Annotated in this window: 16 protein-coding genes; 6 read left to right on the top strand and 10 right to left on the bottom strand. The window is 61.7% G+C overall.

Annotated elements, in window-relative coordinates:
- Position 1: 1 nt before the first annotated feature.
- The 3 genes from N2A98_RS16500 to N2A98_RS16490 are packed head-to-tail and all read right to left on the bottom strand — an operon-like array spanning position 2 to position 3566.
- Positions 2-1270: a dihydrolipoamide acetyltransferase family protein gene (locus N2A98_RS16500; protein WP_275622339.1), complete on the bottom strand. Its 1269-nt coding sequence runs from the start codon at positions 1268-1270 to the stop codon at positions 2-4.
- Positions 1271-2329 (bottom strand): alpha-ketoacid dehydrogenase subunit beta, encoded by a 1059-nt coding sequence (locus N2A98_RS16495; RefSeq protein WP_005789444.1) that lies wholly within the window; start codon positions 2327-2329, stop codon positions 1271-1273. It abuts the gene before it with no gap.
- 1 nt (position 2330) lies between these two features.
- On the bottom strand, positions 2331-3566 hold the full coding sequence (locus N2A98_RS16490; RefSeq protein WP_003192305.1) for a 3-methyl-2-oxobutanoate dehydrogenase (2-methylpropanoyl-transferring) subunit alpha: 1236 nt from the start codon (positions 3564-3566) through the stop codon (positions 2331-2333).
- Positions 3567-3761: 195 nt separating this feature from the next.
- Here N2A98_RS16490 and bkdR point away from each other — a divergent pair, with 195 nt between their 5' ends.
- On the top strand, positions 3762-4250 hold the full coding sequence (gene bkdR, locus N2A98_RS16485) for a Bkd operon transcriptional regulator BkdR (RefSeq protein ID WP_003174877.1): 489 nt from the start codon (positions 3762-3764) through the stop codon (positions 4248-4250).
- Positions 4251-4879: 629 nt separating this feature from the next.
- Here the strand turns inward: bkdR and N2A98_RS16480 are convergent.
- Complete coding sequence (locus N2A98_RS16480) at positions 4880-5743, bottom strand: MBL fold metallo-hydrolase (protein WP_275622338.1); 864 nt, start codon at positions 5741-5743, stop codon at positions 4880-4882.
- Positions 5744-5850: 107 nt separating this feature from the next.
- Here N2A98_RS16480 and N2A98_RS16475 point away from each other — a divergent pair, with 107 nt between their 5' ends.
- The 5 genes from N2A98_RS16475 (at position 5851) to N2A98_RS16455 (ending at position 11306) form a co-directional block, all read left to right on the top strand.
- Positions 5851-6186: a metalloregulator ArsR/SmtB family transcription factor gene (locus N2A98_RS16475; RefSeq protein WP_003174875.1), complete on the top strand. Its 336-nt coding sequence runs from the start codon at positions 5851-5853 to the stop codon at positions 6184-6186.
- 51 nt (positions 6187-6237) lie between these two features.
- A complete protein-coding gene (locus N2A98_RS16470) occupies positions 6238-7482 on the top strand; it encodes an FAD/NAD(P)-binding oxidoreductase (protein ID WP_275622337.1) in 1245 nt (414 codons plus the stop codon).
- On the top strand, positions 7483-8289 hold the full coding sequence (locus N2A98_RS16465) for a sulfite exporter TauE/SafE family protein (protein WP_069558764.1): 807 nt from the start codon (positions 7483-7485) through the stop codon (positions 8287-8289).
- Between the two features lie 231 nt (positions 8290-8520).
- A complete protein-coding gene (locus tag N2A98_RS16460) occupies positions 8521-10164 on the top strand; it encodes an MFS transporter (RefSeq protein WP_003192300.1) in 1644 nt (547 codons plus the stop codon).
- The gene (locus N2A98_RS16455; protein WP_275622336.1) at positions 10161-11306 is read left to right on the top strand and encodes an HlyD family secretion protein; all 1146 of its coding nucleotides are present in this window, start codon (positions 10161-10163) and stop codon (positions 11304-11306) included. The genes N2A98_RS16460 and N2A98_RS16455 overlap by 4 nt, the downstream gene beginning before the upstream one ends.
- A gap of 121 nt (positions 11307-11427) precedes the next feature.
- On the opposite strand, the gene N2A98_RS16450 is transcribed toward N2A98_RS16455, so the two are convergent.
- From N2A98_RS16450 to N2A98_RS16425, 6 genes are all read right to left on the bottom strand, one after another.
- A complete protein-coding gene (locus N2A98_RS16450; RefSeq protein WP_275622335.1) occupies positions 11428-12288 on the bottom strand; it encodes an aldose 1-epimerase in 861 nt (286 codons plus the stop codon).
- A gap of 163 nt (positions 12289-12451) precedes the next feature.
- Positions 12452-13732: a TRAP transporter large permease gene (locus N2A98_RS16445; RefSeq protein ID WP_275622334.1), complete on the bottom strand. Its 1281-nt coding sequence runs from the start codon at positions 13730-13732 to the stop codon at positions 12452-12454.
- A 1-nt stretch (position 13733) separates the two neighbouring features.
- Positions 13734-14261, bottom strand: a complete 528-nt coding sequence (locus N2A98_RS16440) for a TRAP transporter small permease (protein ID WP_044274642.1) — start codon at positions 14259-14261, stop codon at positions 13734-13736.
- Between the two features lie 65 nt (positions 14262-14326).
- On the bottom strand, positions 14327-15289 hold the full coding sequence (locus tag N2A98_RS16435) for a TRAP transporter substrate-binding protein (RefSeq protein WP_044274641.1): 963 nt from the start codon (positions 15287-15289) through the stop codon (positions 14327-14329).
- Positions 15290-15334: 45 nt separating this feature from the next.
- Positions 15335-16210 (bottom strand): SMP-30/gluconolactonase/LRE family protein, encoded by an 876-nt coding sequence (locus N2A98_RS16430; RefSeq protein WP_044274640.1) that lies wholly within the window; start codon positions 16208-16210, stop codon positions 15335-15337.
- Positions 16211-16236: 26 nt separating this feature from the next.
- Positions 16237-17055 carry an NAD(P)-dependent oxidoreductase gene (locus N2A98_RS16425; RefSeq protein WP_275622333.1) on the bottom strand — a complete coding sequence of 273 codons (819 nt, stop codon included), beginning with the start codon at positions 17053-17055 and terminating at the stop codon, positions 16237-16239.
- Positions 17056-17278: the final 223 nt, after the last annotated feature.

Raw genomic sequence — 17278 nt, 5'->3', positions numbered from 1 at the left:
CTTACTCCAGGAACAGGCTGGCGGGTTGTTCGAGCAGGCCGCGAATGGCCTGGATGAATTGCGCCGCGTCCATGCCGTCGACCACGCGGTGATCGAAGGAGCTGGAGAGGTTCATCATCTTGCGCACCACGATCTGGCCCTTGATCACCATCGGCCGCTCAACAATGCGGTTGACGCCGACGATGGCCACTTCCGGCAGGTTCAGCACCGGCGTGCTGACGATGCCGCCCAGAGCGCCAAGGCTGGTCAGGGTAATGGTCGAACCGGACAGCTCTTCACGGCTGGCCTTGCCTGTACGTGCGGCATTGGCCAAACGTGCGATTTCTTCGGCAGTGCCCCACAAGCTGCGGGCTTCTGCGTGGCGTACCACCGGCACCATCAGGCCCACGTCGCTCTGGGTGGCGACGCCCACGTGCACGGCGCCGAGGCGCGTGATGACCTGGGCTTCGTCGTCGTAACGGGCGTTGATCTGCGGGAAGTCGCGCAAGGCCACAACCATGGCCCGTACGATAAACGGCAGCAGGGTCAGCTTGCCGCGTGTCGCACCATGTTTTTCGTTGAGGTGCACGCGCAACTCGTCGAGGGCGGTGACGTCGATCTCTTCCACGTAGCTGAAATGCGCGGCGCGGCGGGTGGCGTCCTGCATGCGCTGGGCGATCTTGCGGCGCATGCCGATCACCGGGATCTGGTGTTCATCGTTGCGCTCGGCGTAAGGGTTGGCGGCGCTGGCGCCCGTTGCCGGGCCCTGGCGCAAGTAAGCCTCCAGGTCTTCATGCAGAATCCGGCCCGCCGGGCCGGTACCCTGCACCAGGCGCAGTTGAATCCCGGCATCCAGTGCATGTTTGCGCACCGCGGGCGAGGCCAATGGGCGGTCGCTGGCTTCGCGGGCCACGGGGGCTTGCGGTGCTTTCACTGCTGCTGCTGCGGGCTTGCTTTCTACCGGCGCCTGTACCGGTTTGGCTTCGGCCACAGCAGGCGCGGCTTTCGCAGGTTCGGCAACCACCGGCACATCCTTGGTATTGCCTGCGCCTTCCACTTCAATGCTGATCAAAATACTGCCCACTGCCATGACCTCACCCGGCTCACCGCCCAGAGAAATCACCTTGCCATGGACCGGCGAGGGAATATCCACCATCGCCTTGTCGGTCATTACGTCCGCCAGCACCTGGTCTTCAACCACCAGGTCGCCGACCTTTACATGCCATACCGACAATTCAACTTCCGCGATGCCTTCGCCAATGTCCGGCATCTTGATAACGTGCGTGCCCATTCAGACCTCCATGACCCGTTTCAACGCCGCGCCCACTCGGGACGGCCCTGGGAAATACGCCCACTCCTGCGCGTGCGGGTAGGGGGTGTCCCAACCGGTGACGCGTTCGATCGGCGCTTCCAGGTGGTGGAAGCAATGCTCTTGCACCAGCGAAACCAACTCGGCACCAAAGCCGCAGGTGCGCGTGGCTTCATGCACCACCACGCAACGGCCGGTCTTTTTCACCGACTTGACGATGGTCTCCAGGTCCAGCGGCCACAGGCTGCGCAGGTCGATGACCTCGGCGTCGATGCCGGTTTCTTCGGCGGCGACTTGCGACACATATACGGTGGTGCCGTAGGTCAGCACGGTCACGGCCGAGCCTGGACGCACGATGGCGGCCACGTCCAGGGGCACGGTGTAGTAGCCGTCCGGCACCTGGGCTTGGGGGTGTTTGGACCACGGCGTTACCGGGCGGTCGTGGTGGCCATCGAAGGGGCCGTTATACAGGCGCTTGGGCTCGAGGAAGATCACCGGGTCATCGTTTTCGATGGAGGCAATCAGCAGGCCCTTGGCGTCATAGGGGTTGGACGGCATCACCGTGCGCAGGCCGCACACTTGCGTGAACACCGCTTCGATACTCTGGCTGTGGGTCTGGCCGCCATAGATACCGCCGCCGCAGGGCATGCGCATGGTCAGTGGCGCGGTGAATTGACCGGCCGAGCGATAACGCAGGCGCGCCGCCTCGGAAATGATCTGGTCGGTGGCGGGGTAGACGTAGTCGGCGAACTGGATTTCGGCCACCGGGCGCAAACCATAGGCGCCCATGCCCACGGCCACACCGACGATGCCGCTTTCCGAGATGGGCGCGTCAAACACCCGCGAGCTGCCGTACTTGGTCTGCAAGCCTTCGGTGCAACGGAACACGCCGCCGAAGTAGCCGACGTCCTGGCCGAACACCACCACGTTGTCGTCACGTTCAAGCATCACATCCATGGCCGAGCGCAGGGCCTGGATCATGGTCATGGTGGTGGTGGTCATGGCGGTTTCCAGTTCGATACTGTTGTTGTGGTCGTTCATGTCACACCCCCAGCTCTTGACGCTGGCGCTTCAAGTGCTCCGGCATCTCTTTATAGACATCCTCGAACATGGTCGCGGCGCTTGGAATCTGGCCACCGGCCAGGGTGCCGTACTGTTCGGCTTCCTTCTGCGCCTTGACCACTTCGGCTTCAAGTTCGGCACTGACCGCCGCGTGTTCCTCTTCGGACCACTGGCCAATCTTGATCAGGTGCTGCTTGAGGCGGGCAATCGGGTCGCCCAGGGGGAAGTGGCTCCAGTCGTCGGCGGGACGGTACTTGGATGGGTCATCGGAGGTGGAATGCGGGCCGGCGCGGTAGGTGACCCACTCGATCAGGGTGGGCCCCAGGTTACGGCGCGCACGTTCGGCGGCCCAGGCCGAGGCGGCGTACACGGCGATAAAGTCATTGCCGTCCACGCGCAGGGAAGCGATACCGCAACCGACGCCGCGTCCGGCGAAGGTGGTGGCTTCACCGCCAGCGATGGCCTGGAAGGTGGAGATCGCCCACTGGTTGTTGACCACGTTGAGGATCACTGGCGCGCGGTACACGTGGGCGAAGGTGAGGGCGGTGTGGAAGTCCGATTCAGCAGTGGCGCCGTCGCCGATCCAGGCCGAGGCGATCTTGGTATCGCCCTTGATCGCCGAGGCCATGCCCCAACCCACGCCCTGGACGAATTGGGTGGCAAGGTTGCCGGAAATGGTGAAGAAGCCCGCCTCCTTGACCGAATACATGATCGGCAACTGGCGGCCCTTGAGCGGGTCGCGCTCGTTGGACAGCAGTTGGCAGATCAGGTCTACCAGCGGCACGTCGCGAGCCATCAGGATGCTTTGCTGGCGGTAGGTGGGGAAGCACATGTCGTCGATATTCAAGGCCAGGGCCTGGGCGCTGCCGATGGCTTCTTCGCCAAGGCTTTGCATGTAGAACGACATTTTTTTCTGACGCTGGGCGACCACCATGCGGTTGTCGAAGATGCGCGTCTTGAGCATGGCGCGCATGCCGCGGCGCATGATCTCGGTGGAGACACCCTCGGCCCACGGGCCCAGGGCCTGGCCCTGGTCGTCGAGCACGCGGATCAGGCCCTTGGCCAGGTCGGCGGTGTCGGCCGGTTCTACGTCGATGGCGGGTTTGCGTACCAGGCCGGCGTCGGTCAAGCGCAGGTAGGTGAAGTCGGTCTTGCAGCCTGGGCGGCCCGAGGGTTCGGGAACGTGCAGGCGCAGCGGTGCATACGGCTGGGTCATGGCTTTCTACGCTCTATCTTGTGAATTTCTTGTAGTGGGCGCGCTAGCTGACAGTCAGTCTTCGGGTAGAAGAAATCTTGTCCTACAACAATCATAGGCGTGGCGTAGAAGAATATTTATCTGTGTTTCGTTGCGCTGCCGGCCATTTGCGGATAAAAAAACTGCATAAACATAATAAACAGGTGATTTTGTCTCATGCGCAAACTGGACCGTACCGATATCGGCATTCTCAACGCCCTGCAGGAGAATGCCCGGATCACCAATGCCGACCTGGCCCGCTCGGTCAACCTGTCGCCCACGCCGTGTTTCAACCGGGTCAAGGCGATGGAAGAACTGGGGTTGATTCGGGAGCAGGTCACGCTGCTGGACGCTGATTTACTGGGGCTGCACGTGAATGTGTTCATCCATGTGAGCCTGGAGAAACAGAACGAGCTGGCGCTGCAGCAATTTGAAGGGGCGATCTCGGACCGACCGGAGGTGATGGAGTGTTACCTGATGGCGGGTGACCCGGACTATTTGATCCGCGTGTTGGTGCCCACGATTCAGTCGCTGGAGCGTTTCATGATGGATTTTTTGACTAAGGTGCCGGGGGTGGCGAACATTCGCTCCAGCTTTGCCTTGAAGCAGGTGCGCTACAAAACCGCATTGCCATTGCCAGCCAACGGCATCAGCCTGGGTTCCTGATTCAATACGGGGCAAAATGTGGGGCTTGCCTGCGTGCCAGCTGACGTCAATCTACCTGACACTCCACGATCCAACTGTGGGAGCTGGCTTGCCTGCGATGGCGGCCTGCCAGCCGACACTTCTCTACCTGACACCCCCGCAATCCAACTGTGGGAGCGGGCTTGCTCGCGAAGGCGGTCTGACAGTCAACACAGTTGGATTGTGTACATAGCCATTGCTGCGGTAACGGCCACTTAGGGTTCCGCTCTGACAGCGGGTCACTTTTGGAAAAGAGCCCGGAATGCCGGCCCAGCCAAAAGTAACCAAAAGGGCTCTTGCCCCACCACTCGGCACTTCGCTTGGGCTCGGTGTGCCCGTAATCCGCCAGTGATTTGGGGGGCCGCCGCCACGCGCCATCCATGGCGCGGGGCGGCTAAACCGGCATCCCTGCCGGTTTACCCCCCAAATCCCTGTCGAATTCCGGCCAGCGTGGTTTGACGGGGCGCCTAAGATCAAGATCAAAAGCAGATCAAGAGCGAGAGCGGCTCGCTTCGCATTGTAGTTACCGTCGAGCGCTACAGCGTTGTATCAAGACGCAACTGACCCACCGCTATCGCAGGCAAGCCAGCTCTCACAGGGCGCCGGTGCTTCTAAAGTTGGTTGAGGGGGATTTTCAGGTAGGTCACGCCGTTTTCTTCCGCCGGCGGCATATTTCCCGCTCGCACATTTACTTGGATCGCCGGCAGCAACAACGTTGGCATGCCCAATCCAGCATCGCGCTGGGTGCGCATCTGTACAAACGCCGCTTCATCCACGCCATCATGCACATGGATATTGCCCGCCCGCTGTTCCGCCACGGTGGTCTGGCACCTGGCTTCTCGACCCTCGGGTGGGTAGTCATGACACACGTACAGCTTGGTGTCTGAAGGGAACGCCAGCAGCTTGCGCATCGACGCGTACAACTGCCGCGCATCACCGCCGGGGAAGTCGCAACGGGCGGTGCCGACGTCGGGCATGAATAGGGTGTCGCCCACCAGGATCAAGCGGCCGTCGATCAGATAGGCCATGTCGGCGGGGGTGTGTCCGGGCACATGCAACGCCTGGGCCTTCAAGTTGCCGATATGAAAGATCTCATCCGGCGCAAACAGGTGATCGAACTGCGAGCCGTCCACGCGAAATTCCGGCTCGAGGTTGAACAGGTTCTTGAACACCCCCTGCACCTTGCTGATGGATTCGCCGATCGCGATCTTGCCGCCCAAGGTGCGACGCAGGTAGGGCGCGGCGGACAGGTGGTCAGCATGGGCGTGGGTTTCCAGCAGCCACTGCACGTGCAGGCCATGCTCTCGCACAAAGGCAATCACCTTGTCGGCCTGGGCGGTGTCGGTGCGCCCGGACGCCGGGTCGTAATTGAGCACCGAGTCGACGATGGCACAAGGGCCGCCATCGGCTTCATAGACGATATAGGTGTAGGTCGACGATGCGTCATCCAGAAAGGCTTGAATCAACGCTGGCATGGCGGCCGCCTCTGTTAGGAAAAAGTGCTGAAGAAAAAAGTAGTTACAATCAGTTTACGTTTACACATAATGTTTTGAGCTTAAGTGACATAAAGGACCCGAGGCAAATGGAATCTACGTTGAGTGAGGGCGAGGTCGCCCAGTTGCGTGCATCGGCGTCCAAGGCCTGTGCCTTGCTCAAGGCCCTGGCCAATGAAGACCGCTTGTTGATCCTGTGCCAGTTGACCCAGGGCGAGCGCAACGTCGGTGAGCTGGAAGCCTTGACCGGCGTACGCCAGCCCACCCTGTCACAACAGTTGGGCATCCTGCGCGATGAAGGGTTGGTCGCCACCCGTCGGGAAGGCAAATACATTTTTTACGGGCTGGCCAGCCACGAAGTGATTCAAGTGATGAAGACCCTGTCCGGCCTGTATTGCGGCGCGGTCATAAAAAGCTGGGCGTGACGCCATCCGGCAGCGACCCTTGTGTGCATTGACTCAAAAAGGCAGTAGACAATGACCGAACAACACTGGGGACCCACCATCAGTGGCGATATCGTAGTCATCGGCGGCGGCTCGGCAGGCATCGGCCTGCTGGCCAGCCTGCTCAAGCGCGACCCGCACCTGAACATCACCCTCATCGAACCTAACGACTACCACTGCTACCAGCCGGCCTGGACCCTCGTCGGCGGCGGCGCCTACGACCTGCAAAAGACCCGCCGGCCCCTGGCCGATGTGCTACCCAATGGCGTTAGCTGGGTGCAGGCCGCCGTCAGCGAACTGCTGCCCGATGAGAACACCCTGGTGCTCGACAGCGGCCAGCGCGTCACCTGGAAGAACCTCATCGTCTGCCCCGGCCTGCGCCTGGCCTGGGAAAGAATCGAAGGCCTGCAAGACACCCTGGGCCAACACGGCGTCACCTCCAACTACAGCTATGAACACGCCGCGTACACCTGGCAGTTGGTGCAGCAGCTCAAGGGCGGCAAGGCGTTGTTCACCCAGCCGGCCATGCCGATCAAATGCGCCGGTGCGCCGCAAAAAGCCATGTACCTGTCCTGCGACCACTGGCTCAAGCAGGGCAACCTCAAACACATCGACGTCGAATTCAACCTGGCCGGTGCCGTGTTGTTTGGTGTGCCGACCTTTGTGCCGCCCTTGATGAAGTACGTCGAAAAATACAACGCGCGCCTGGCGTTCAATTCCAACCTGGTGAAAGTCGATGGCCCGGCGCGCAAAGCCTGGTTTGAAGTCAAAGACGCCGAAGGCAACGCGACGGTCGAAGAGAAAACCTTCGACATGCTCCACGTCGTACCGCCGCAGGTCGCCCCGGATTTTATCCGCGAAAGCCTGCTCGCCGATGCCGCCGGCTGGTGCGAAGTGAACCCCCACAGCCTGCAGCACCTGCGCTACCCGCACATCTTTGGCCTGGGCGATGTATGCGGCACCACCAACGCCAAGACGGCGGCAGCGGTGCGCAAGCAAATCGTGGTGGTGGCCGAAAACCTGCTGGCCCTGCGCAAACAGGCACCTTTGCCGCTCAAGTACGACGGCTACGGTTCCTGCCCACTGACGGTGGAGAAGGGCAAGGTGGTGCTGGCCGAGTTTGGCTATGGCGGCAAGTTGCTGCCGACTTTTCCCCTTGATCCTACTCGGGCACGCCGTTCGATGTGGTTCCTCAAGGCCACGCTGCTGCCGTGGTTCTACTGGAACGGCATGCTCAAGGGCCGCGAGTGGCTGACCCGCCTGAGCAAGGTGGACTGAATGCTGCTCGCCAGTCTGTTAGGGGTATTGATGGGCCTGGTCATGGGTTTGACCGGCGCGGGCGGCGGCATCCTCGGAGTGCCGGCGCTGGTGCTGGGGCTGGGCTTGACCATGACCCAGGCCGCGCCCGTGTCATTGCTCGCGGTGGGCGCAGCGGCAGCGGTGGGGGCCATTGATGGCTTGCGTCATGGCCTGGTGCGTTACCGCGCGGCACTACTGATCGCCTTGCTCGGCGCGCTGTTTTCGCCGTTGGGCGTATTCGTCGCCCACCAACTCTCGGAACCGGTGCTGATGGGCCTGTTCAGCGCGCTGATGGTGCTGGTGGCCTGGCGCATGCTGCAACGGGAAAAGCGCGAGGCCGGGCCGAGTGACCATGGCGCGGCGTCGTGGGGCCAGAAGAATTGCATGCTCAACCAGCAGACCGGGCGCCTGGCCTGGACCGCCAAATGCAGCGCCACCCTCGCAGCGTTGGGCGCGGTGACCGGCGCCGTGTCGGGTTTGCTGGGCGTGGGTGGCGGCTTCCTGATTGTACCGGCGTTCAAGCAACTGACCGACGTGCAGATGCGCGGCATCGTCGCCACTTCCTTGATGGTGGTGAGCCTGCTGTCGCTGATCGGCGTGGCCGGTGCCTTTCATGCGGGCGTGAGTATCGAGCCAGTGGGTTGGGTGTTTATCGGCGCGAGTATCGTCGGCATGTTGGCGGGACGGCGGTTGTGTTCGGTGATCCCCGCGCGGGCCTTGCAAGTGGGGTTTGCTAGCCTGTGTGTGGTGGTGGCAGTCGGTATGTTGCTTAAAGCCTCTCTCTAAGAACGGCATGGATTGCAGTGTGGGAGCGGGCTTGCTCGCGAAGGCGTCGTGTCAGTCAATGCATCAGCAACTGATCTACCGCATTCGCGAGCAAGCCCGCTCCCACATTTAGCTGTGTCTGCCTGGGGATCAAATGCGTCCACGAGATGGCAACATGAACGCCTCTCAGGTTACTGTTCCTCTGTGTAACGGATTCACCGGCCTTGCACCCCGGCTTACCAAGGTCACCGAATGGATAAATACACCCCCCACACCTGGCAACCCCACGAGCGGCCGAGCCTGCCTGGCTCGCCGTCGACGCCGCTGCACCCTACGCATAAGCGCTGGCTCTTCGCGATGGTCGGCGTGCTGGTGGCAATTACCGGCGGCCTGGGTAACGCCCTGGTCATCGCCAACCTGCAATACCTGCAAGGCGCCCTGGGCGCGACCACCGCGGAAATGGCCTGGCTGCCCGCCGCCTATGTGATGACCAACGTGTGCATGAACCTGCTGCTGGTGAAGTTTCGCCAGCAGTTCGGCCTGCGCGCGTTTACCGAGGTGTTCCTGGTGCTCTACGCGCTGGTGACCTTCGGGCACTTGTTCGTCAATGACCTCAGTTCGGCGATTGCGGTACGGGCCGCCCATGGCATGGTGGGTGCGGCGCTGAGTTCGTTGGGCTTGTACTACATGATCCAGGCATTCCCGGCCAAATGGCGGTTGAAAGCGCTGGTACTGGGGCTGGGCACCGCGCAGCTGGCGCTGCCGCTGGCGCGGCTGTTTTCCGAAGACTTGCTGCAAATCGCTGAATGGCGCGGGTTGTATTTGTTCGAGCTGGGCCTGGCGCTGATCTGCCTGGGTTGTGTGTTCCTGCTCAAGCTGCCGCCGGGCGATCGCTTCAAGACCTTTGAAAAACTCGACTTCCTGACCTTCGCCATCCTCGCCAGCGGCGTGGCCTTGCTCTGCGCGGTGCTGTCTTTGGGGCGCATCGACTGGTGGCTGGAAGCGCCGTGGATCGGCGTAGCCTCGGCCTGCTCCCTGGTGCTGATCATGGCCGGGCTGGCCATCGAGCATAACCGCAGCAACCCCATGCTGATGACGCGCTGGCTGGGCAGCGGCGTGATGATCCGCCTGGCGCTGGCGGTGGTGCTGATTCGCATGGTGCTGTCCGAGCAATCCACCGGTGCGGTGGGGTTCATGCAGATGCTGAACATGAGCTACCAGCAGATGCATACCCTGTACGTGGTGATGCTGGCCGGCGCGATTGCCGGGCTGGTGGTCAGCGCGCTGACGATCAACCCGGCGCACCTGCTGATGCCGCTGATCATCTCCCTGGCGCTGATGGCGACAGGTTCGGTGATGGACAGTTTTTCCAGCAACCTGACCCGCCCGCAGAACCTCTATATCAGCCAGTTCCTGCTAGGCTTCGGCGGTACGTTCTTCCTGGGGCCGACCATGGTGCTGGGCACCAAGAATGTGCTGACCAACCCGCGCAACCTGGTGAGCTTCTCGGTGATGTTCGGCATCTGCCAGAACCTCGGCGGCCTGATCGGCGCGGCGTTGCTGGGCACCTTCCAGATCGTGCGCGAGAAGTACCATTCGAGCATGATCGTCGAGCACCTGACCCTGATCGATCCGCTTGTGGCGGCGCGGGTGCAGAGTGGTGGGGCGGCCTACGGCAAGATCGTCGCCGACCCGGAACTGCGCAACCTCATGGGCATCCGCAGCCTGGCTACGGCGGCCACCCGTGAGGCGAACGTAATGGCTTACAACGATGTCTTCATGCTGATCGCGATTATCGCGATCCTGACCATGCTGTGGATCTTCACCCGCAGCCTGTGGCTGATGAGCACCACCAAGGCGACTCCTCCTGTTCAACCCAGCGGCGCGACTTCATGACCGAACCTTCAACCACCACCACGACCGCCATTGCCGCCACGCCGGAAGGCAGCACGCCACCGGGCGCGGTGCCGACCCAATTGCGGCCTTTGCGCGTGCGTATCATCTCGTCCCTGGGCTTTGCCGCCATCGCCATCATCGGTGTGCTGATCGTGCTGTACGCCTGGCAACTGCCGCCGTTCAGCAGCGCGGTGGAAACCACCGAGAACGCCTTGGTGCGGGGGCAGGTGACGATTATCGGCCCGCAGCTCAGCGGCTATGTGTTCGAAGTGCCGGTGCAGGACTTCCAGTACGTCAAGACCGGCGACCTGCTGGTGCGCCTGGACGACCGCATTTACAAGCAGCGCCTCGACCAGGCCCTGGCGCAACTGGCGGTGCAGAAGGCCTCGTTGGCCAACGTGGTGCAGCAACGCAACAGCGCTGAAGCGACCATCAAGCTGCGCCAGGCCGTGTTGGTCGACAGCCAGGCCCAGGCACGCAAGAGCACTGCGGATTTGCGCCGCAATGAAGAGCTGATCAGCGATGGTTCGGTGTCCAAGCGCGAACTGGACGTGACCCGTGCCGCCAATGCCCAGACCATTGCGGCCGTGGCCCAAGCCCAGGCCAGCCTGGAAATTGCCCGCCAGGATTTGCAGACGGTGATCGTCAACCGCGGCTCCCTGGAGGCCGCTGTCGCGAGTGCCGAGGCGGCGGTGGAACTGGCGCGCATCGACCTGTCCAATACCCGCATCACGGCACCACGGGATGGCCAGCTCGGGCAGATCGGCGTGCGCCTGGGCGCTTACGTCAATTCCGGCGCGCAACTGATGGCGCTGGTGCCCAAGCAGTTGTGGGTGATTGCCAATATGAAAGAAACCCAGATGGACAATGTGCAGGTCGGCCAACCGGTGACGTTCACCGTGGATGCGCTGAACCACCGCAAATTCCATGGCACGGTGCAGCATATTTCCCCGGCGACCGGTTCCGAGTTCAGCCTGTTGCAGGCCGACAACGCCACCGGCAACTTCGTCAAGATCGCCCAGCGGGTACCCGTGCGCATCACCGTAGACCCGGACCAGGCCGAGAGTGAGCGCTTGCGACCGGGGTTGTCGGTGGTGGTGAGTATCGACACGGCTGGGCGCCTGAAAAACAGCCCACCCTGACACTGACGCATCCCCTGCCTGTAGGCGCGAGCTTGCTCGCGAAAGGCTCACAGGCGCCGCGTTCATTCAGAAAACACGCGTTACCGTTGACGTTTTTCGCGAGCAAGCTCGCTCCTACAGTTCAGGCATTTGGAGTGTATTTCAGGTTGAATGCCAGGTGGGTTGACTGGCCTTGTTCCAGCAGTTTCAGGCCAGGCTTGCCCGCCAGGTGATGGGCATTCACCGGATGGCTCACCGGCTCGATGCAAAAAAAATCCAACCCCGGCGGGCAGTACAGCAGGAAGTAATCGGCGCCGCTGGCCTGGCATTCAAGGCGGTAGCCAAGCTCCGGTTGCTCGATCAGGCAGTGCCCATCCCAGCCGCAAAAGCCGTTGTCCACCAGCCCGTCTGGCAGTTCCTTCAGTTGTCGGAAATCCCAATCTTCTGGAACCGATGCCAACCCTGTGGGCAGCTTGGCTGCATCACTCATCCACACCTGACCAGCCCTGGCCTGCAGCCGCGTACCCGGCCGACGCGGCAAGTACGGATGCAAGCCCAGCCCATGCCACGCCGGTTGCTCGGCCAGGTGAGTCACGCACAAATCGATATTCAACTCACCGTTGTTCAAGCGCACCCGCTGGCGGGCGTGATAGGCAAAGGGTATTTCGCAGCGCAGCTCCAATACCACTTCATGTTCTGACTGGCTTATCACCTGCCACGGCTGCTGCCAGGCCGAACCGTGAATCGGCAGAGGGTCAGTGAGGCTATTGGGTGCCAGTGCCAGCCAGCCATCGGGGTTGTCGAACCCACCGCTGGCAATCCGGTTGGACCAGGGTGCTAATGGATAGCAGCCCAGCTTGCCCGGCAGCCCGGTATTGATCGCTTGCTCATCGCTGTGCCGCAACAGCGGTTGCCCGGTGGCGCGCACCGTCCAGTTGACTAGGCTGCCGCCGATGGCGGGGGCGAGCACCAGTTGGGTGTATTGATCAGTAAGCTCAATCACGATTGACCTGCCTCATGAAGTCAAAATAAACACTGAGGATTCAAATGTGGGAGCTGGCTTGCCTGCGATAGCGGTGTATCAGCCATGAATGCATTGACTGACAGGTCGCCATCGCAGGCAAGCCAGCTCCCACAGTTGCTCACCTTTGTTTCTGAAAGAAGGTTTACAGCACCAAATGAGGCAACCACAGCGACAACGCCGGGATGTAGGTCACCGCAATCAGCACCAGAAACAACACCGCATAAAACGGCAGCAGGGCCTTCACGGTTTTCTCGATACTGGTCTTGCCCACCGCCGCCCCGACGAACAGCACCGCGCCCACCGGCGGGGTAATCAGGCCGATGCCCAGGTTCACCAGCATGATCATGCCAAAGTGCACCGGGTCGACGCCGATGCCCAGGATCACCGGCATCAGAATAGGTGTGAGGATCAGAATCAGCGGCGCCATGTCCATCACCGTGCCGAGCAACAACAGCATGACGTTGATGCACATCAGGATCACGTAGCGGTTGTCCGACAGGGTCAGGAACAGCGTGGTGATCTTCGCCGGGATCTGCATCAGGGTCATGATGTAGCCGAAGCTGGCGGCGAAGGCGATCAGGATCATCACGATGGAAATGGTGCGCACCGTGCGATGCATCAGCTTGGGCAGTTCGCGCCATTTGTAGTCGCGGTAGATGAACATGGTCACGAAGAACGCCCACAACACTGCAATCGCCGCAGACTCGGTGGCGGTGAAGATGCCCGAGAGGATGCCGCCCAGGATGATCACCATGGCCATCAAGCCCCAGAGCGCATCGGCGGCGATCTTCAGCGCCTGCTTCAAGGGGATGACTTCGCCTTTGGGGTAGTCGCGCTTTTTCGCGAAGATCAGGCACAGCACCATCAGGCACGCGCTCATCATCAGGCCCGGCACCACGCCGGCCATGAACAGCGAGGCGATGGAAACCGTGCCGCCCGCTGCCAGGGAGTACAGCACCGAGTTATGGCTGGGCGGCGTCAGCAGCGCCTGCACCGAACCGCTGACGGTCACTGCAGTGGCGAATTCGCGTGGGTAACCACGTCGTTCCATTTCCGGAATCAGCACCGAGCCGACCGAGGCGGTATCGGCCACGGACGAACCGGAAATCGCGCCAAAAAACGTCGAAGCCATGATATTGACCAGCGACAACCCGCCACGCACAAAGCCCACCAGCACCCCGGCAAAGGCCACCAGGCGCCGCGACATACCGCCCTCGGCCATGATCGCCCCGGCCAGCACGAAGAACGGAATCGCCATCAGCGAAAACTTGTTCACCCCACCGGCAATCTGAATCATCAGGGCCTGGAACGGGATGTCGATCCACCACGCGCCAATCAGCGCCGACAGCCCCAATGCATAGGCCACCGGCATGCCGATCAGAATCAATACAACAAAGCTGCCCAACAGAATCAATGCGTCCATATCAGGCAGCCCCTTCGTTTTCTTCAACCAGGTCGAAACGTACGACCTTGCGGTTGCTCTGGTCACCGAGCAGCAGCTTTTCGACCACGAACACCAGGGTCAGCACGCCGCCAATCGGGATCGGCATATAGGTAATGCCCACGCGCAGGGTAGGGATGGCGCTCATGAACTGGTTCCAGGTGGACAGGCACAGCTTGGCGCCCCAAATCGTCATGAATACGCAGATGGTGCCCATCAGCAGTTGCGAGAGGATGCCGACGAAACGGCGTTGGGCGGGCGGCAAGCGGTCAGTGATCATCGCCACCGACATGTGCGCACCGGCACGATAGCTGGCAGCGGCGCCGATAAAGGTGAACACCAGCATCAGCAGGATGGCGGTGGGCTCCGGCCAGCTGGAACCGGTGCCGAGGGCGTAGCGGGTGAAGATGCCCCAGGGGATGATCAAGGCGACCCCCAATACCGAAAGGCCGGCGACCCAGATGCAGGTCATGTAGAGGCGGTCATTGAAGCGCAGCAGTAAAGTCTTCATGGCGTTCACCGTGACCGGGCGCGTCGATACCGACCGCGCCGGGCCTTATGCAGGGGCAGGGGAGGTTATTGAACCGCGTCGATGCGCTTGATCATGTCTGCATACGGCGCACCGTACTTGGCACGCACCGCGGCGGTGGCCTCATAGAAGGGCTTTTTATCGACCGTGATGAACTCCACGCCGGCCTTCTTGAGTTTTTCTTCACTGCTGGCGGACTTGGCGTCCCAGAGCACGCGCTCATCGGCCTGGGCGGCCTTGGCGGCGGCCTTGACCATGTCCTGTTGGGCGGCGTCGAGCTTGTTCCAGGTGATTTTCGACATCACGATAGGTTCAGGCAGGATCAGGTGTTCGGTGAGGGTGTAGTACTTGGCGTTCTGGAAATGGTTGTGTTCCAGCAAGGTCGGCGGGTTGTTTTCCGCGCCGTCGATGACCCCGGTCTGCAGGGCGCTGAAGATCTCGCCGGTGTCCATGGCAATGCCGTTGGCGCCCATGGCGTTGAAGGCTTCGATGAAAATCGGGTTGCCTTGCACGCGGATCTTCATGCCCTTGAGGTCTTCGATCTTGCGCACCGGTTTCTTGGTATAGAGGTTGCGCGTGCCGCCATCCATCCAGGCCAGGGCCACCAGGCCGAACTCGGAGTTGGTGATCTTGGCGAGGATCTCGTCACCGATCTCGCCGTCGATGACCTTGCGCATATGTGCCTGATCGCGGAACACGAACGGCAGGTTGAACACGTTCACGTCCGGCACCACCGGGCCGACGATACCGAGGCTGACGCGGGTCATCTGCACGGCGCCGACCTGGGCCTGTTCGACCACTTCCTTCTCGGAGCCCAGCACACCGCCGGGGAAGTACTTGAAGGTCAGCTCGCCGTTGCTCGCCTTGGTCAGGGCCTTGCCCATGTTCTCTTCGGCGACCACGGTGGGGTAGCCGGCGGGGTGGATGTCGGCAAACTTGATTTCCAGCGCGTGGGCGGCGCTGCTGAGGGTGAAGATTGCAGCGGCGAGCAAGGTGCGTTTGAAGTCCATGGAAGTCACTCCTGTCTTGTTATTGTTGTATTCAAGGCACAGCGATTAAACGATGAAGCGGGGTTCGGGCAGCCCTTGGACGCCGGGGTTGAGGGCGAACACGCCTCCGGACAGCGACTGTTCACTCGGGTCGTCACGGATGGAGGTGACGTACAAAGTGTCCAGGCGACTGCCACCGAAGGCGCACATGGTGGGTTTTTTCACCGGCACGCTCAGGGAGCGGTCCAGGCGACCGTCGGGGGTGAAACGGTGAATCAGCCCGGCGTCGTTGGCGCAGATCCAGTAGCCGCCCTCGGCGTCCACGGCCGCACCGTCGGGACGCCCGGGGAAGTCGTTCATATCAATGAATACGCGGCGATTGGACGGCGTGCCGGTCTCGATGTCGTAGTCGAACGCCCAGACCTGTTGCACCTTCGGGTGCGAATCGGAGGCGTACATCGTGCGGCCATCGGGGCTGAAGGCCAGGCCATTGAGGGTGATGAACCCGTCCAGTTGCGCGTGGGGCGCAGCCCCGGACGCATAGCGATAAAGGACGCCCTCGGCGGCGTTCAAGCCCATGTCCAGCACCATGCTGCCGGCCCAGAAGCGGCCCTGGCGATCGCAGCGGCCATCGTTCAAGCGCATGTCCGGGCGTGAATGCTCGATGCTGGCCAGCGGCGTGGTGTCGAGGCTGCCGTCGTTGTGGGGCGTGAGCTGGAAGAAGCCAGTTTCCATGCCGGCCACCCAGTTACCCGTGTTGGTGCGGGCAATACAGGCGAGCATTTGCGGGGCTTTCCACGCCGCCAGATGGCCGGTGGAGGCGTTCCAGCGTTGCAGGCCGCCGTTGGGGATATCCACCCAATACAGCGCGTTTTCTTCGGGCACCCACACCGGGCATTCGCCCACGGCGTTACGGGCGTCGACAATCAATTCAGCACGCATGGTCATTCCCTTGGGTTGCTGGGCACTCAGTCACCGAATGGCCCCGCCGCGCAGAACGCACCGCCCTGGTAGACCTTGGCCGGGTCATCGGCGGCCACGGGCGGTTGGGCTTCGACCTCGGCGCGGAACACTTCGGAGCTGTCCTTGGGCGCAAAGCCCAGATGCGCGGCGTAGCGGTTGTCCCACCAGGTATCGAGGTTGGCCGACATGCCGTACACCACGGTATGGCCGACGTTGGGCGTGTACAGCGCGCGTTCGAGCAGTTGGGTCAGGTCGTCGAAGCTCAGCCAGGTGTGCATCATCCGGCGGTTCTGCGGTTGCGGGAACGAGGAGCCGATACGGATGCTCACGGTCTCGATGCCGTAGCGGTCGAAGTAGAAACTGGCCATGTCTTCGCCGTAGGATTTGGACAGGCCGTAGTAACTGTCGGGGCGGCGTGGGGAGTGGGCGTCGAGTTGTTCACCCTGTTTGTAGAAACCGATCACGTGGTTGGAACTGGCGAAGATCACCCGCTTGACCCCGTGGCGGCGGGCGGCTTCGTAGATATGGAAAATGCCACTGATGTTCGCGCCCAGCACCTCTTCGAACGAGCGCTCCACTGACACGCCGCCAAAGTGCAGGATAGCGTCGACGCCCTCTACCAACTGATGCACGGCGTGTTTGTCGGCCAGGTCGCAGGTGTGCACTTCTTCGCGAGCATCGGTGGCGGGGGCCATTTCAGCGATATCCGAAAGGCGCAGCACCTGGGCATAAGGCCGCATGCGTTCACGCAGGACTTTGCCCAGGCCGCCGGCGGCACCGGTAAGCAGCAGGCGGTTGAAAGGAGTGGGAGTGGTGAGGGTCATGGGCCTTCCAGATTTTTGTTGTAGGTTGTCGTATGACTATGCGGAAATAGTGTTAGGGATTTCTGGTGTTGTCAACTTCCTTCCAGGCGCATGAGATCAAATGTGGGAGCTGGCTTGCCTGCGATAGCGGTGAGTCAGAAAAGAATGTGGTAACTGACCCGCCGCTATCGCAGGCAAGCCAGCTCCCACATCGATATGTGGCACCTTTGAGATCGGATTTGCC

It is taken from the genome of Pseudomonas sp. FJ2-5-13, assembly GCF_029201605.1.
GTDB classification, from domain to species: domain Bacteria; phylum Pseudomonadota; class Gammaproteobacteria; order Pseudomonadales; family Pseudomonadaceae; genus Aquipseudomonas; species Aquipseudomonas lactis.
This window is presented reverse-complemented; position numbering and strand designations above follow the sequence as displayed.

Bases quoted from the DNA above. Each gene is read 5' to 3' on its own strand.
- N2A98_RS16500 (WP_275622339.1), bottom strand. From the start codon at position 1,270: ATGGGCACGCACGTTATCAAGATGCCGGACATTGGCGAAGGCATCGCG.
- N2A98_RS16460 (WP_003192300.1), top strand. From the start codon at position 8,521: ATGGATAAATACACCCCCCACACCTGGCAACCCCACGAGCGGCCGAGC.
- N2A98_RS16445 (WP_275622334.1), bottom strand. From the start codon at position 13,732: ATGGACGCATTGATTCTGTTGGGCAGCTTTGTTGTATTGATTCTGATC.
- N2A98_RS16455 (WP_275622336.1), top strand. From the start codon at position 10,161: ATGACCGAACCTTCAACCACCACCACGACCGCCATTGCCGCCACGCCG.
- N2A98_RS16490 (WP_003192305.1), bottom strand. From the start codon at position 3,566: ATGACCCAGCCGTATGCACCGCTGCGCCTGCACGTTCCCGAACCCTCG.
- N2A98_RS16425 (WP_275622333.1), bottom strand. From the start codon at position 17,055: ATGACCCTCACCACTCCCACTCCTTTCAACCGCCTGCTGCTTACCGGT.
- N2A98_RS16430 (WP_044274640.1), bottom strand. From the start codon at position 16,210: ATGCGTGCTGAATTGATTGTCGACGCCCGTAACGCCGTGGGCGAATGC.
- N2A98_RS16435 (WP_044274641.1), bottom strand. From the start codon at position 15,289: ATGGACTTCAAACGCACCTTGCTCGCCGCTGCAATCTTCACCCTCAGC.
- N2A98_RS16495 (WP_005789444.1), bottom strand. From the start codon at position 2,329: ATGAACGACCACAACAACAGTATCGAACTGGAAACCGCCATGACCACC.
- N2A98_RS16480 (WP_275622338.1), bottom strand. From the start codon at position 5,743: ATGCCAGCGTTGATTCAAGCCTTTCTGGATGACGCATCGTCGACCTAC.
- N2A98_RS16440 (WP_044274642.1), bottom strand. From the start codon at position 14,261: ATGAAGACTTTACTGCTGCGCTTCAATGACCGCCTCTACATGACCTGC.
- N2A98_RS16475 (WP_003174875.1), top strand. From the start codon at position 5,851: ATGGAATCTACGTTGAGTGAGGGCGAGGTCGCCCAGTTGCGTGCATCG.
- N2A98_RS16465 (WP_069558764.1), top strand. From the start codon at position 7,483: ATGCTGCTCGCCAGTCTGTTAGGGGTATTGATGGGCCTGGTCATGGGT.
- N2A98_RS16470 (WP_275622337.1), top strand. From the start codon at position 6,238: ATGACCGAACAACACTGGGGACCCACCATCAGTGGCGATATCGTAGTC.
- bkdR (WP_003174877.1), top strand. From the start codon at position 3,762: ATGCGCAAACTGGACCGTACCGATATCGGCATTCTCAACGCCCTGCAG.